Here is a 13,635-nt window from a genome sequence, read left to right on the forward strand (position 1 = left end):
CGGATCCCGACGACGTCTCGTGTATCTGCCATCGATGCCCGTTTGTGTCTGAGTGGTGCCCGAACCTGTTTACTTTCCGGAAATCCGGGCGTAGCCTCCGAGTGAAACCACAAGTTCGGGCATGAGGTCGGAGGTGAACGGACATGTACGCACCGGAGCGGCAACAGGAGATCCTTCGGCTCGCCCGTGACGGCGGCCGGGTGGACGTGGTGTCGCTGGCCGAGGAGTTCCAGGTGACGGCGGAGACGATCCGCCGGGACCTGAAGGCCCTCGACCGCGCGGGGCTCGTCCGGCGGGTGCACGGCGGTGCCATACCGGCCGGGCGGCTCGACTTCGAGCCCGATCTCGCCGAGCGCGAGGGCACCTCCACCGACGAGAAGGACCGCATCGCCAAGGCCGCCCTCTCGGAGCTGCCGAGCGAGGGCACGGTGATCCTCGACGCCGGTACGACGGTGGCGAGGCTCGCCGCCGCGCTGCCCCTGGAGGCGTCCCTCACCGTCGTCACGCACAGCCTGCCGATCGCGGCCCGCCTCGCGGACCACCCCGGTATCCAGCTCCACCTCGTCGGGGGTCGCGTACGGCACCGTACGCGCGCCGCCGTGGACGCCTGGGCGCTGCGCGCCTACAGCGAGATCCGGGCGGACGTGCTGTTCGTGGCGGCCAACGGCTTCTCCGCCGACCACGGCCTGACCACCCCCGACCTCGCCGAGGCCGCGGTCAAGCGCGCGGCGGTCGCCGCGGCCCGCAGGGTGGTGCTGCTCGCCGACTCCTCCAAGCACGGCCAGGAGCACTTCGCCCGCTTCGGCGACCTGAGCGACGTCGACCTGCTGATCACCGACAGCGGGCTGAGCCCGGAAGACGCCACCGCCATCGAGCGCGGCGGCACAGAAGTGCTGTGTGTATAGACCGGCACGCACGTGTGTGTTGAGAAACGAGTGCGCATGATCCTCACCGTCACCCCGAACCCGTCCCTGGACCGTACGTACGAGGTCCCCTCGCTCGACCGTGGCGAGGTCATCCGCGCCACCGGCGAACGCATGGACCCGGGCGGCAAGGGCGTGAACGTCTCGCGTGCGGTCGCGGCCGCCGGGCAGCGCACGGTCGCGGTGCTGCCCCTGGGCGGTGCGCCGGGCGCGCTCGTCGCCGAGCTGCTCGACGCGCAGGGCATCGAGGTCGCGCCGGTCCCGGTCGCCGGGGCCACCCGCTCGAACATCGCGCTCGCGGAGGCGGACGGGGTACTCACGAAGATCAACGCTCCCGGTCCCGAGCTGTCGGCCCAGGAGCAGGAGCTGCTGCTGAACACCGTGCACCGGCAGTCGCCCGACGCGGACTGGATCGCCTGCTGCGGGAGCCTGCCGCGGGGGCTCGCGCCGGCCTGGTACGCCGATGTCGTCGCCCGGGTGCATGCCGGCGGCGCGCGGATCGCGCTGGACACCTCCGGGCCCGCCCTGCTCGAGGCGCTGCGCGAGCGGCCCGACGTGGTGAAGCCCAACGCCGAGGAGCTCGCGGAGGCCGTCGGCCGCCCCCTGTTCACCGTGGGCGACGCGGTGAAGGCGGCCGAGGAACTGCGCGAGATGGGCGCGCGTGCCGTCCTCGCGAGCCTGGGCGCCGACGGGCAGCTGCTCGTGGACGCCTCGGGCGTCTGGTTCGGCAGCGCGCGCGTGGATGCCGTACGCAGCAATGTGGGTGCCGGTGATTCCTCGCTGGCGGGTTTCCTGATCGCCGGCGGCAGCGGCCCGGAGGCCCTGGCCTCGGCCGTCGCACACGGCGCGGCGGCCGTCCAGCTGCCGGGCAGCGTGATGCCGACGCCGCGGGACCTGGATCCGTCGGCGGTGACGGTGACGGCCGACGTGCCGGTGGATCGTGTACTTGAGGAGCCGGTGTCATGACGTACAGGCGCAAGACGGCGCATCGCGACCCCGCGGCGGAGCCGCACATGGGCACAGCCAGTGGTGCGCAGAGGCGGCGAGGCTCCCCGTTACTCCTCGCGGCCGACCGGAGGCGGGGTTTCCCCGGCCCCGCCTCCACCCCCACTGATCCCACCCCGCGCAGCACCCCCGTCCCAACCCCCGCCCACCCCACCCCCCGGGCGATACGCGTGCGAAGGAGCCCGCGATGAGCGACATGATCACCGCGGACCTGGTCGACCTCGACCTGTCCGCCGATACGAAGGAAGCGGCGGCGCGTGCCCTCGCCGAGCGCATGGTGGCCCTGGGCCGGGTGACCGACCTGGACGGCTTCCTCGCCGACGTGGCCGCCCGTGAGGCACAGATGCCCACCGGCCTCGACGGCGGCATCGGCATCCCGCACTGCCGCAGCGAGCACGTCACCGAGCCGACGCTGGCCTTCGGGCGCAGCGCCGCCGGCATCGACTTCGGCGCGGCGGACGGCCCCGCCGACCTGATCTTCCTGATCGCGGCCCCCGCCGGCGCCGACGACGCCCACCTCACGATCCTGTCCTCGCTGGCCCGGCATCTGATGAACGCCGAGTTCACCGACGCGCTGCGCTCGGCGGGCGACGCGGCGGCCGCGGCCGCACTGATCCGCGGGGACGAGCCGGCCGCGGCCGGTTCCGAAGACTCCGCTGCGGCGTCGGGGGCGGCCTCCGCCGACGCCGCAGCGGGCAGCACGGCCCCGGCGCCGGGAGCGAGTGTCGAGGACGCGTCCGCCCCGGCGTCGGGCGCCCCCGCCGCGGACGAGCGCCCCTTCCGTATCGTCGCCGTCACCTCCTGTCCGACCGGTATCGCGCACACGTACATGGCGGCCGAGTCGCTGGAGAACGCGGGCCGCGAGGCGGGCGTCGAGGTCACCGTCGAGACCCAGGGCTCGGCCGGCTTCACCCGGCTCGACCCGGCCGTCATCGCCGCGGCGGACGCCGTGATCTTCGCGCACGACGTGCCCGTACGGGAGAAGGAACGCTTCGCCGGAAAGCCGACCGTCGACGTCGGCGTGAAGGCCGGCATCAACCGGCCCGGCGAGCTGATCACCGAGGTGCGCGGCAAGGCCGAGCGCGGTGAGGTCACCGCGGGCGCCGCTCCCGGCAGCCCGGTCGAGCGTGCCGGTGAGTCCGGCGAGGGCTACGGCACCAAGCTGCGCAAGTGGCTGATGTCCGGCGTGAGCTACATGGTCCCGTTCGTCGCGGCCGGCGGTCTGCTGATCGCCCTCGGCTTCGCGATCGGCGGCTACAAGATCAAGTCGGCGCCGTCGGTGATGGACCACTTCGTGTGGACGCAGACCGACAGCTGGGCCGCGCTGATGTTCCAGATCGGCGCCGTGGCCTTCGGCTTCCTGGTCCCGGTGCTGGCCGGCTACATCGCGTACGGCATGGCGGACCGGCCAGGTCTCGTCCCCGGCTTCGTGGGCGGCATGATCGCCTCCACCATCAACGCGGGCTTCCTCGGCGGCCTGGTCGCCGGTCTGCTCGCCGGTGGTGTGGTGATGGCGATCCAGAAGATCAACATCCCGGCGGTGCTGCGCGGCATCATGCCGGTGGTGGTGATCCCGCTGATCTCCTCGGCGATCGTCGGATTCCTGATGTTCGTGGTGGTCGGCAAGCCCATCGCCTCCGCCCAGAAGGGCATGACCGACTGGCTGAACGGCCTCTCCGGCTCCAACGCCATCCTGCTCGGCCTGCTGCTCGGCCTGATGATGTGCTTCGACCTCGGCGGCCCCGTCAACAAGGTCGCGTACACCTTCGCCACGGCCGGTATCGCGGTCTCCAACCCGAGCGACTCCGCGATGAAGATCATGGCCGCGGTGATGGCCGCCGGCATGGTCCCGCCGCTGGCGATGGCACTGGCCACCACGGTCCGCGGGAAGCTCTTCACCGAGACCGAGCGTGAGAACGGCAAGGCCGCCTGGGTGCTGGGTGCCTCCTTCATCTCCGAGGGCGCGATCCCCTTCGCCGCGGCCGACCCGCTGCGCGTCATCCCCTCCTCGATGGTGGGCGGCGCGATCACCGGGGCCCTGTCGATGGCCTTCGGCGCCACCCTGCGCGCCCCGCACGGCGGCATCTTCGTGGTCCCGTTGATCGGCAACGCCTTCCTCTACCTGATTGCCATCGCGGTCGGCGTGTGCGTCACCACCGCGCTCGTGGTCTTCCTGAAGGGCATGCGCAAGCCGGTACCGGGGGCCGTGAAGCCCGGCACCGCGGACGACACGTCGACGGCGACGGCCCAGGCGAAGCAGCCGGTGGCGGCGTAACCGCCGGGTGCGCATATCCCTTTGGTGGGATACATCACGGTCCGGGACCAAAGTCCCGGACCGTGATGTCTACTGGGGCGCATGCCCGATGAGCACGTCTCGATCCTCCAGTCGCTGGGCGTGGCCGTCCTCGCCTTCGCGGCCGTCGTGTGGGTGCTCGGCCTGCTCGGCGTCGTGCGCCGCGGCCGCACACCGTACGTCCTCCCGCAGCAGCGGCAGGCGCCTCCCCACCGGGAGTCCGTCGAACTGACCCCGGCGGAGCGGGCCGCCTTCGCGGGTCTGGTACGACAGCTCGGCGACGGCCGCTGACGGGCCGGCCGGCGGTCAGGAGACCTGCGCCGCCCGCCGCTCCATCGCCTCCCGGGCCGCGTCCTCGCTGACGTACACCTCGCACATGTGCCGCCCGTCGGGCGTCGCCGTGTGCTCGACCTCCCAGAGCGAGACCTCCACGCCGTCACGCAGCAGGAACGCGTGCTCGTAGAGCGAGAAGCCCAGCCCGGCCCGGCCAGCCCGGCACGGGCGCCCGAAGGCCTGTGTGATCCGGTGCGCGAACGCCGTCGCGAGCAGCGCGGCCGTCTCCGCGCCCGGCCGGTCCGGGTTCTCCGCGCGGCGCAGCAGCCGGCGCGCATGATCCGCGGAGTCGTCCGGCAGATACGCGTGGCGCGGCGCCGGGATCGGCGACAGCTGCACCGTCACCGGAAGCTCGAAGTCCGGTGCGTCCGGAGACAGCGGCAGCCGGGCGGTGGCCGCACGCAACTCCTCCTCGTCGACATACACCTCGTGCTGCGCGGGGCTGCCCGGCGCGGTGTTGTGCACGAGCTCCCACAGCGTGAGCGCCGAGCCGTCGACCAGCAGCCAGGTGTGCCGGTACGTCTCGCGGTGCAGCCCCGCGCTGTGGTGCGCGGAGTGCAGCGAACTGTCGTGCGCCAGCGCGCAGTCCAGCTGCCCTATCGTCTCGTCCGGCAGCTCGAAGGAGTTCAGGGCACGACCGAGGAGTCGCTCGAGATGCTCCTCCGGAGACTCGGGCGACTCGGCTGGTTCGTACGCTGCCGTCTCGTACGGAACGCTCAAGGTTTCTCCCGGCGTTGCTGCATGTCACCTTGTGGGTGCATACCGTAGCCCCTCGGTCGGACATCATGTCCGGGAACCGAGAAAACGTACGCACAGAAAACGCGCGGGCCGTGTGAGGAATTCCCACACGGCCCGACGATCTGTCAGAAGGTGCTGCTCAGGCGGCGATTACGCGGCGCTGCCCGACACCCACTCGCTCCACGGCAGGTTCCAGCCGTTGAGCCCGTTGTCGGGGGCGACCGTCTTGTCGGGGGAGTTCTTGACGATCACGACGTCGCCGATCAGCGAGTTGTCGTAGAACCACTTCGCGTTCGTGGCGCCCTGGGCGCCCTGCACGTCCGCGAGCCCGACGCAGCCATGGCTGGTGCCCTGGCGGCCGAAGGGGGGATTGTTCTTGTCGTACCAGTAGTTGCCGTGGATGAACGTGCCCGTGTTCGTCAGGCGCATCGCGTGCGGCACGTCCGGGATGTTGTACTCGCCGCCCAGGTTGACCGTCCTGCTGTCCATCCGGGTCTGCTGGAACTTCTCGGAGATCACCATTTGCCCGTTGTACGTCGTGTGCTCCGGGCTGCCCGAGGAGATCGGCACCGACTTGAGCGTCCGGCCGTCCCGCACGACCGTCATGGTCTGCGTGTTCACATCCACCGTGGAGACCTGCGAGCGCCCGATGGTGAAGGTGACGGTCTTCTTCTGCACCCCGTAGACGCCGTTCGCGCCCTCGACGCCGTCCAGGTCGATCTTCATCGTGACCTTGGAGCCGGCCTTCCAGTACTCCTCGGGCCGGAAGTCGAGCCGCTGCGCCCCGAACCAGTGCCCGACCACCTTCTGCCCGCTGCTCGACGTGACCGTGATGTGCGACTGCACGGCCTTCTTGTCGCTGATCACCTTGTTGAAGTCGAACGACACCGGCATGCCCACGCCGACCGTCGTCCCGTTGTCCGGTGTGTACGTCCCGATGAAGCTGTTGGCCGAACTGACGGTGGTGAAGATCGAGTTGGCCGCCGCCGTACGGCCGCTGCCGTCCTTCGCGGTCGCCGAGATCTGGTACTTCGTCCCGCGCTCCAGCTGCTCCTTGGGCTTCCACACCCCGCCGTCCGCGGATATCGACCCCGGAACCGCCTGACCCGACCCGGCCACGGTCATCTTCACGTCGGTCAGCCTGCCGTCGCTGACCTTCACGCCGGTCGTGTTGATCGACGCGTCGGTCGAGCCGTCCTTCGCCGAGATGACGATCTTCGCCGTCGACGTCCGGGTCGAGCCCTTGTCGCCCTTGCTGTCGCCCGAGGAGCCCGAGGAGTTGGCGTTGGCGTCGCCACCGCAGGCGGTCAGAGTGAGGGCGCCGACCATCAGGGCGGCACAGGCTCCCAGTACGCGTACGCGCCGCGCTGCAATGTCCGGCGTTGTCACGGGCTGCTCCAGGTTCGTGTGATGTGCGTTGTCCGTTCCAGTGCGTGTGAAAGGAGGGATTCGGCGGACCGTGGGGTTCCCTCCGTCCGCGATGAACGCGATCACGTGACAGAACCGGGACAATCGCGTGCGAACGCAGCCCTGTTGTTACGGACTTCCGTACAACTCCTCGTACGACGGCCACATCCCGCCGGGCCCGTCCACCGGCTCGGCGGCGCGCACGGCCCGCACGATCGCCCGTGTCACCAGGTCCGCGCCCGCCGCGAGGATCTCGTTCAGCGCGAGGGGGTGCCCGGCGTCGAGCGGACGCGCTCCGGTCGCCAGGGCGAACACCGTGTCCCCGTCGTTGAGCAGATGCACCGGCCGCACGGCACGCGCGATGCCGTCGTGCGCCGTACCGGCGAGCTTCTGCGCCTGCGCCTTCGACAGATCCGCATCGGTGGCGACCACGGCGAGCGTGGTGTTCAGGGGCGGGCGCCCGTTCTTCTCCGCCGCCTCGGCCAGGCGTCGGCGCGCGGCCTCGTGCACAGGCCCCTCGGGGTGGTTCACGCGCCCCTGGAACAACTCCCCGTACAGAACCCCCGTTTCCGGATCCATCGCCGATCCGGCCGCGTTGGCCACCACCAGGGCGGCCACCGTGACCCCGGAGCCGAGCACAGTGCTCGCGGTGCCGACCCCGCCCTTCACCGGGCCCACGGCCGCTCCGGTGCCGGCGCCCACGCACCCTTCCTGCACCCGCGCCCCGACCGCGCTCGCCGCGGCCGCCTCGACGGCCGCCCGGCCGGTGGCGGCATCGGGCCTGGCCCGGAAGTCGCCACCCCGCCCGAGGTCGAAGACGCAGGCCGCGGGCACCACCGGCACCACGTGCCCAGGGTCCACCCCCACACGCACCCCGCGCCCCCGCTCCTCCAGCCAGGCCATCACCCCCGACGCCGCATCGAGCCCGTACGCGCTGCCGCCGGTCAGCACGATCGCCTCGACCTTCTGCACGAGGTTGCGCGGGTCGAGCGCGTCGGTCTCCTTGGTGCCGGGACCGCCGCCGCGCACGTCCACGGCGGCGACGGCGCCGCCTTCCGGGGCGAGGACGACCGTGGTGCCGGTGAGCCAGCCGCCGCCGGCGCGCGTCGCGTGTCCCACCCGCACTCCGGTGACGTCCGTCAATGCGTCAACTGTCATGGAGCCAGTCTCGCCCGGCCCGGCACGGCAGTGCTCCGTCAGCCGACCGGACTCGTCGCGCGCTCCCCACTCGACCCGCTCGCCCCGCGCTCCCCGGAGCCCCTGCGCGCCGCCAGTGCCACCCCGGACGCCACCGCCAGCGCCGACACCAGGCCCGCCGCGAACACCGCCCAGTGGCCCAGGAAGGTGCAGACGATCACGAGCAACGCCGTGCTCGGCAGCACCAGTTGCTGGGCGATGCCCACCTTGTAGTAACGGGAGTGCAGCGCCCACACGGTGAGCAGAAACAGCGCCGTCGGGAGGGTCACCGCCGCCGACGCCTCCAGCGTGGAGATGTGCGCCTTGCCGACCGCCTGCTCCACCGCCACCTCCAGGCCCGCCCCGACCGCGGCCGCCGAGGCGAAGATCAGGTAGTGGCCGTAGCCCCACAGGAACGCCTGCCCGTTGGTGCGCAGATGACCGTGGATCGGCACCGCGAAGTAGATCCACCAGGCGGTGAAGATGATCAGTAGCCCGCCCGCCGCGATGGGCAGCAGATCGCCCAGGGCGTCGTTCTCGTCGATGCCCGACTTCACCGCGACGGTGGCCGCCGCGATGGTCTCGCCGAGCACGATGATCGTGAACAGCCCGTACCGCTCGGAGATGTGGTGCGGATGCCAGGAGGTGGGGTGGTCCTTCTCCGCGTACGGCGGCACGCACATCTCCAGGACAGCCATCACCACGAAGACCCACCCTCGGGCGCCCACCGGCAGCACCACCAGCCCCAGCCAGCCGACCATGCACAGCGACACACCCGCGGCATAGCGCAGCCCCATGGTCCGCTCGGCGCCCTCGGTGGACCGCGCCGCACGCAGCCACTGCGCCGTCATGGCAACCCGCATGATCACATAGCCCAGCCAGACCACCAGGAACTCGTGCTTCTCGAACGCCCGGGAGATCCCGGCCGCCAGCACCAGCACCCCGGCGATCTGGACCAGGGTGACGACCCGGTACAGCACGTCGTCGTTGTCGTACGCCGAGGCGAACCAGGTGAAGTTCATCCACGCCCACCAGATGGCGAAGAACACCATCCCGTAGTTGAGGATCCCCTCGCCCGCGTGCCGCGCGGCGATGGCGTGCACCATCTCCACGCCCGCCTGGGCGACGGCCACGACGAAGCACAGGTCGAAGAAGAGCTCGAGCGGCGAGGCGACGCGGTGCGCCTCCTCGCGGCCCCGGGCCGCGAGCCTGCGCAGTGGTCGGCGGTTCGCCGGCGGGCCGGAGGACGCGGGCGGCGGAGTCGAACTGGTCGTCATGGGGCCAAGCACAGCAGATAACCGGCGGGAATTCCCCGGCAGCAGTCAGGGACCTGCCTGCACGGCGCACGGCCCGCAGGCCGGGCGGGCCACCGGCGCGACCCGGCCGCCGCGCACCCCCGGGGCCGTACCCTGGACGCATGACCTCCGCCCCCGCCCCCGAGCCGCGCGCTCCGAAGCCCGCGCTGATCTTCGACGACCCGCTGGACCAGCAGTCCTCGGACGACACCGACCGCGGCTGGGGCGAACGGCCGCGCTCCGACGGGGACTCCGCGGCCGACCTGAAGCGCTTTCTCGACGAGAAGCCGCCCCACCACCTCTGAGCCGCCCCGGCCGCTGCCGCTACCGCCCGTTGCGCCCGGCCGCGCGCTGTGCGACCAGCTCGTCGCGGATCTCCTTCAGCACTTCCAGCTCGGTCACCTCGATCACCTCGTGGGTGCCCTCCCGCGCCTTGCGGCGGGCCTCCACACGGGCGAGGTACTTCGCCATGGGCAGCACCATCAGGAAGTAGACGACGGCCGCGGTGATCACGAAGCTGAGGGTGGCGCCGAGGACGGAGCCCCACATGAGCTGGATCCCGCGGTTGCCCTCGCACTTCTCGCTCAGGCACGACTTGTAGTTGTCGAGGTTCGTGGTGCCGATCGCCCCGACCAGCGGGTTGATGAGCCCCTTCACCACCGAGTTCACGATGTTGGTGAACGCGGCGCCGATCACCACCGCCACCGCCAGATCGACGACGTTCCCGCGCATCAGGAAGGCCTTGAAGCCGTGCCAGATGCTCGGTTCCTTCTTCTCGCTCACCTCGGGTCCTCTTCTCGCACGCACAGGTTGGGGAACAAACAGTTCCGCAACCTACGGCACCGCGGGACCGCCCTGCCCGTCCGGGTGCCTGGATCAGCACACCGTCACCGCCAGCCGGGCCGTCGCGCTCGCGCCGGCGAGGTGCGCCGCGGTGGAACGAGGGACCGAGAGCACCACCAGCGCCCCGCTGTCGGCCCCGCTGTCCAAAGGCTCCGGCACCTTCGTCACCCGCGCCCCGCGCGCGACCACGCGGGCATCGCCGCCCGTCGCCGTCTCCTGGGCGGCGACGACGTCCACCCGGTCGCCGGGCCTGAGCAGCCGGACCGTGGCCCCGTCGGCGATCCGCACCGGCGCGGCCACCATCTCGACGGCGCGGTGCTTCCGTACCGGATCCGCCACCGGATGCCCACGCGCGGGACCGGTGACCCGTGGTCCCGCGGCCACCAGCGCGGCCGCGGTCACCGCGAGGCCTGCGGCCACGGCACGCCTCCGGTGCCGTACGAGCCGTTGTAGCTGATACCGCCCGCCGCGCACCCGCACGGGAGCGAAGTGCGGGACCTCGCAGGTGGCGGGGGCTTCGGCGCCGGGCGGGCGCGGGCTGGAAGGGGAGGGGAAGAAGGGCGGGGGAGGGAGGGACATGCGGATCACCACCTGCGTCGAGGAGTCGGCTTGCAGGCCCACGATGAGGCCTCGCGGCGATCTCTGCCGACACCGGTGGACTACCCACGGGTTGTGGACAACTCCCTCACCGGAACGGGGAGTTCCGGAGCCTGGCCCGCAGTATCCGCGAGGCACGCTCGCCCGCCCGCAAGGCTCGCCCCGAGGCTCCGCCCCGGCACCTCGTCACGGCAGCTCGAAACCCGGATCCATTCCGCCCAGCGCGGTCGTGCACAGGCAGTCCCGGTCCGCGTTCGCCGGCAGGGCGGCCACCGCGTCGAACAGCACGCCCCGCAGCCGGTCCACATTCGCCGCGAACACCCGCAGCACCTCGTCGTGCGAGACGCCCTCGCCGGTCTCGGCGCCCGCGTCGAGGTCGGTGACCAGCGTCATCGTCGAGTAGCACAGCTCCAGTTCACGGGCGAGCGCCGCCTCGGGATGGCCGGTCATGCCGACCACCGACCAGCCCTGCGCCCGATGCCACAACGATTCTGCGCGGGTCGAGAAGCGCGGCCCCTCGACCACGACCAGGGTGCCGCCGTCCACCGGCTCCCAGTCCCGGCCGCGCGCCGCCTTCAGGGCGGCCGCACGTCCGACGGGGCAGTAGGGATCGGCCAGGGACACATGCACCACGTTCGGGATGTTGCCGCCGGGCAGCGGCAGCCCGTCGAAGTACGTCCCCACCCGGGACTTCGTACGGTCGACCAACTGGTCCGGCACCAGCAGCGTCCCCGGCCCGTACTCGGGGCGCAGCCCGCCCACGGCGCACGGACCGAGCACCTGGCGCACGCCGAGCGACCGCAGCGCCCACAGGTTGGCCCGGTAGTTGATCCGGTGCGGAGGCAGATGGTGGCCGCGGCCGTGTCGGGGCAGGAAGGCGACCCGCCGGCCGGCGAGCTCACCGAGGAACAGGGAGTCGCTGGGCGGCCCGTAAGGGGTGTCCACCTGGACCTCGGTCACGTCGTCGAGGAACGAGTAGAAGCCCGAGCCGCCGATTACACCGATCTCTGCGTTCGCCATGGCCGCACAGTATCCGGCCCCGGCGGCGCCCGGTGAGGGGGATCAGGAGACGGCGAGAACCCTGCCGTGGTACGACGACAGGGTCCAGGGTCCCGCGAGCAAGTCCTAGGCGGCGGAGCTGCTGCTGGAGGTGGTGCCGGTGCTCGACGGCTTCGAGTCCGAGGACGACGAGGACGGCGCCGACGACGAGGTGGACGTCGACGACTTCGAGGACGACCCCGGCGAGCTGCTCGAAGAGGAGCCGCGGCTGTCGTTCCGGTAGAAGCCCGAGCCCTTGAAGACAATGCCGACCGCGGAGAACACCTTCTTCAGGCGGCCACCGCAGTTGGGGCACTCGGTCAGAGCGTCGTCGGTGAACTTCTGCACCGCCTCGAGGCCCTCGCCGCACTCGGTGCACTGGTACTGGTAGGTGGGCACTGTCTTCCTCCTGGCACTCTCACTCAATGAGTGCTAACGAGCGTCTATAGTGACGTATTCCTGAGGATCAGTCCACCGTCACCGGCACTCGGTGACCGACGCCACGTGCGACGGTCAGACTGCGGGGCCGCGCCACGAGCCGTGACCGAAGGGCCAAGAGGGTCGTCAGCGCCAGTACGGTACCGGCCATCGGCACCAGGAATCCGGCCCCGCCCCAGAAGCGGTCCTCCAGCTGTCCGGCGACCGTGACGGCCGCCGCCTGGCCGAGTGCCACCGCGCCGGTCAGCCAGGTGAAGGCCTCGGTGCGGGCGCCGGCCGGGACCAGACCCTCGACCAGCGTGTAGCCGGTGATCAACGCGGGCGCGATGCACATGCCGACGAGCAGGCCGAGGCCGGCCAGGACGAGCACCGAGTGGGCGGCCCACAGGCCGGAGGCCGCCAGGGCGAGGGCGCCGTACCCGAGGACGAGTCGCCGCTGCGGGGCCACCTTCCAGGCGACGGCGCCGCAGACGATGCCGGAGAGCATGTTGCCCGCCGCGAAGACCCCGTAGAGGACGCCGTTCAGGCCGGGCTCGCCGATCGACTCGGTGAACGCGGCCAGCGAGACCTGCATGCCGCCGAAGACGGAGCCGATGCCGAGGAAGGCGACGATCAGAACGCGCACACCGGGGACGCGAAGTGCGGAAGCGTGCTCCACGCGCGCGTGCCCCGTCGCGGTGACCGCCGGCTGTGTGCTCTTCTGCGCCGCGAACAGCAGACCGCCGACGAGCGTCAGCGAGGCCTCGGTCACCAGGCCGGCGGCCGGGGTGACGGCGGTGCACAGGGCGGTGGCCAGCAGCGGTCCGAAGACGAAGGTCAGCTCGTCCGTGACGGACTCGAAGGCGGCCGCGGTGGTCATCAGGGGCGAGCCCTGGAGCTTCACGCCCCAGCGGGCGCGCACCATGGGGCCGACCTGCGGCACTGAGGCGCCGGTAGGCACGGCCGCAGCGAACAGGGCCCACAGGGGTGCGTGGGCCAGCGCGAGCGCGGTGAGGGTCAGTCCCGACAGCGAGTGCAGCAGTACGCCGGGGATCAGCACGGTGCGCTGGCCGTAGCGGTCGGCGAGACGGCCGCTGTAGGGCGCGAACAGGGCCATGGAGACGCCGGTGACGGCTGCCGCGGCGCCCGCCGCACCGTAGGAGCCGGTGGTGTGCTGCACCAGCAGCACGATGGAGATGGTGAGCATCGCGAACGGCTGGCGTGCCGCGAAGCCGGGGAGCAGGAACGTCCAGGCGCCGCGGGTGCGCAGCAGCTGTCCGTAGCCCGGGCGGGAGGTGACCGTGGATGCCACGGCCCGTGCCTTTCTGCCGCCTGGTAGCGCGCCCCTTTGTACGGGCGGCGCCGAGAGCTGTCCTCTTGCGCGGAACTGCGGTAGATACCGGCGGTCCACTGCTCAGGGACGTCCCGGCCGCCATACGGTCGCGCCAGCACTGCGTCAGGCAGAGTTGGTTCGATCTGGGTGCGCCTTCATCGTACAGGGATCAGTGGCTGATGTGCCTGTGAATACGAGCACCATGCGGGCGTTCACCTGCGATTGCTCAGGGTGTGA

General features: G+C 71.5%; 14 protein-coding genes. 5 read left to right on the plus strand and 9 right to left on the minus strand.

All coding sequences use genetic code 11. The features are described from left to right. Positions 1-143 precede the first annotated feature (143 nt). The 4 genes from ACWCRD_RS09515 (at position 144) to ACWCRD_RS09530 (ending at position 4,512) form a co-directional block, all read left to right on the plus strand. Entirely contained in the window at positions 144-905 is a 762-nt protein-coding gene (locus ACWCRD_RS09515; protein WP_398958034.1) for a DeoR/GlpR family DNA-binding transcription regulator, read from the plus strand. A gap of 36 nt (positions 906-941) precedes the next feature. Beyond that, the gene (gene pfkB / locus ACWCRD_RS09520) at positions 942-1,889 is read left to right on the plus strand and encodes a 1-phosphofructokinase (protein WP_450965327.1); all 948 of its coding nucleotides are present in this window, start codon (positions 942-944) and stop codon (positions 1,887-1,889) included. A gap of 226 nt (positions 1,890-2,115) precedes the next feature. Next, the gene (locus tag ACWCRD_RS09525) at positions 2,116-4,203 is read left to right on the plus strand and encodes a PTS fructose transporter subunit IIABC (protein ID WP_450965328.1); all 2,088 of its coding nucleotides are present in this window, start codon (positions 2,116-2,118) and stop codon (positions 4,201-4,203) included. An 81-nt stretch (positions 4,204-4,284) separates the two neighbouring features. Continuing rightward, positions 4,285-4,512: a hypothetical protein gene (locus tag ACWCRD_RS09530; protein WP_450965329.1), complete on the plus strand. Its 228-nt coding sequence runs from the start codon at positions 4,285-4,287 to the stop codon at positions 4,510-4,512. A gap of 15 nt (positions 4,513-4,527) precedes the next feature. Here ACWCRD_RS09530 and ACWCRD_RS09535 read toward each other — a convergent pair whose 3' ends face one another. The 4 genes from ACWCRD_RS09535 to ACWCRD_RS09550 form a co-directional block, all read right to left on the minus strand. Next, positions 4,528-5,274, minus strand: a complete 747-nt coding sequence (locus ACWCRD_RS09535; RefSeq protein WP_450965330.1) for a DUF6227 family protein — start codon at positions 5,272-5,274, stop codon at positions 4,528-4,530. A 168-nt stretch (positions 5,275-5,442) separates the two neighbouring features. After that, on the minus strand, positions 5,443-6,681 hold the full coding sequence (locus tag ACWCRD_RS09540; RefSeq protein WP_450965331.1) for a L,D-transpeptidase: 1,239 nt from the start codon (positions 6,679-6,681) through the stop codon (positions 5,443-5,445). Between the two features lie 147 nt (positions 6,682-6,828). Next, positions 6,829-7,857, minus strand: a complete 1,029-nt coding sequence (locus ACWCRD_RS09545; RefSeq protein WP_450965332.1) for a P1 family peptidase — start codon at positions 7,855-7,857, stop codon at positions 6,829-6,831. Positions 7,858-7,895: 38 nt separating this feature from the next. Beyond that, on the minus strand, positions 7,896-9,152 hold the full coding sequence (locus ACWCRD_RS09550) for a low temperature requirement protein A (RefSeq protein ID WP_450965333.1): 1,257 nt from the start codon (positions 9,150-9,152) through the stop codon (positions 7,896-7,898). Positions 9,153-9,292: 140 nt separating this feature from the next. Here ACWCRD_RS09550 and ACWCRD_RS09555 point away from each other — a divergent pair, with 140 nt between their 5' ends. Next, complete coding sequence (locus ACWCRD_RS09555) at positions 9,293-9,475, plus strand: hypothetical protein (RefSeq protein WP_351473816.1); 183 nt, start codon at positions 9,293-9,295, stop codon at positions 9,473-9,475. Positions 9,476-9,494: 19 nt separating this feature from the next. On the opposite strand, the gene mscL is transcribed toward ACWCRD_RS09555, so the two are convergent. The 5 genes from mscL to ACWCRD_RS09580 form a co-directional block, all read right to left on the minus strand. Continuing rightward, entirely contained in the window at positions 9,495-9,953 is a 459-nt protein-coding gene (gene mscL, locus ACWCRD_RS09560) for a large conductance mechanosensitive channel protein MscL (RefSeq protein ID WP_450965334.1), read from the minus strand. A 93-nt stretch (positions 9,954-10,046) separates the two neighbouring features. After that, on the minus strand, positions 10,047-10,592 hold the full coding sequence (locus tag ACWCRD_RS09565; RefSeq protein ID WP_450965335.1) for a hypothetical protein: 546 nt from the start codon (positions 10,590-10,592) through the stop codon (positions 10,047-10,049). 204 nt (positions 10,593-10,796) lie between these two features. Further along, positions 10,797-11,630 (minus strand): S-methyl-5'-thioadenosine phosphorylase, encoded by an 834-nt coding sequence (locus tag ACWCRD_RS09570; protein WP_450965336.1) that lies wholly within the window; start codon positions 11,628-11,630, stop codon positions 10,797-10,799. Between the two features lie 105 nt (positions 11,631-11,735). After that, the gene (locus ACWCRD_RS09575) at positions 11,736-12,047 is read right to left on the minus strand and encodes an FmdB family zinc ribbon protein (protein WP_450965337.1); all 312 of its coding nucleotides are present in this window, start codon (positions 12,045-12,047) and stop codon (positions 11,736-11,738) included. Positions 12,048-12,114: 67 nt separating this feature from the next. Next, a complete protein-coding gene (locus ACWCRD_RS09580; RefSeq protein ID WP_450965338.1) occupies positions 12,115-13,377 on the minus strand; it encodes an MFS transporter in 1,263 nt (420 codons plus the stop codon). Between the last annotated feature and the right edge of the window lie 258 nt (positions 13,378-13,635).

The organism is Streptomyces sp. NPDC002092, from assembly GCF_053593775.1.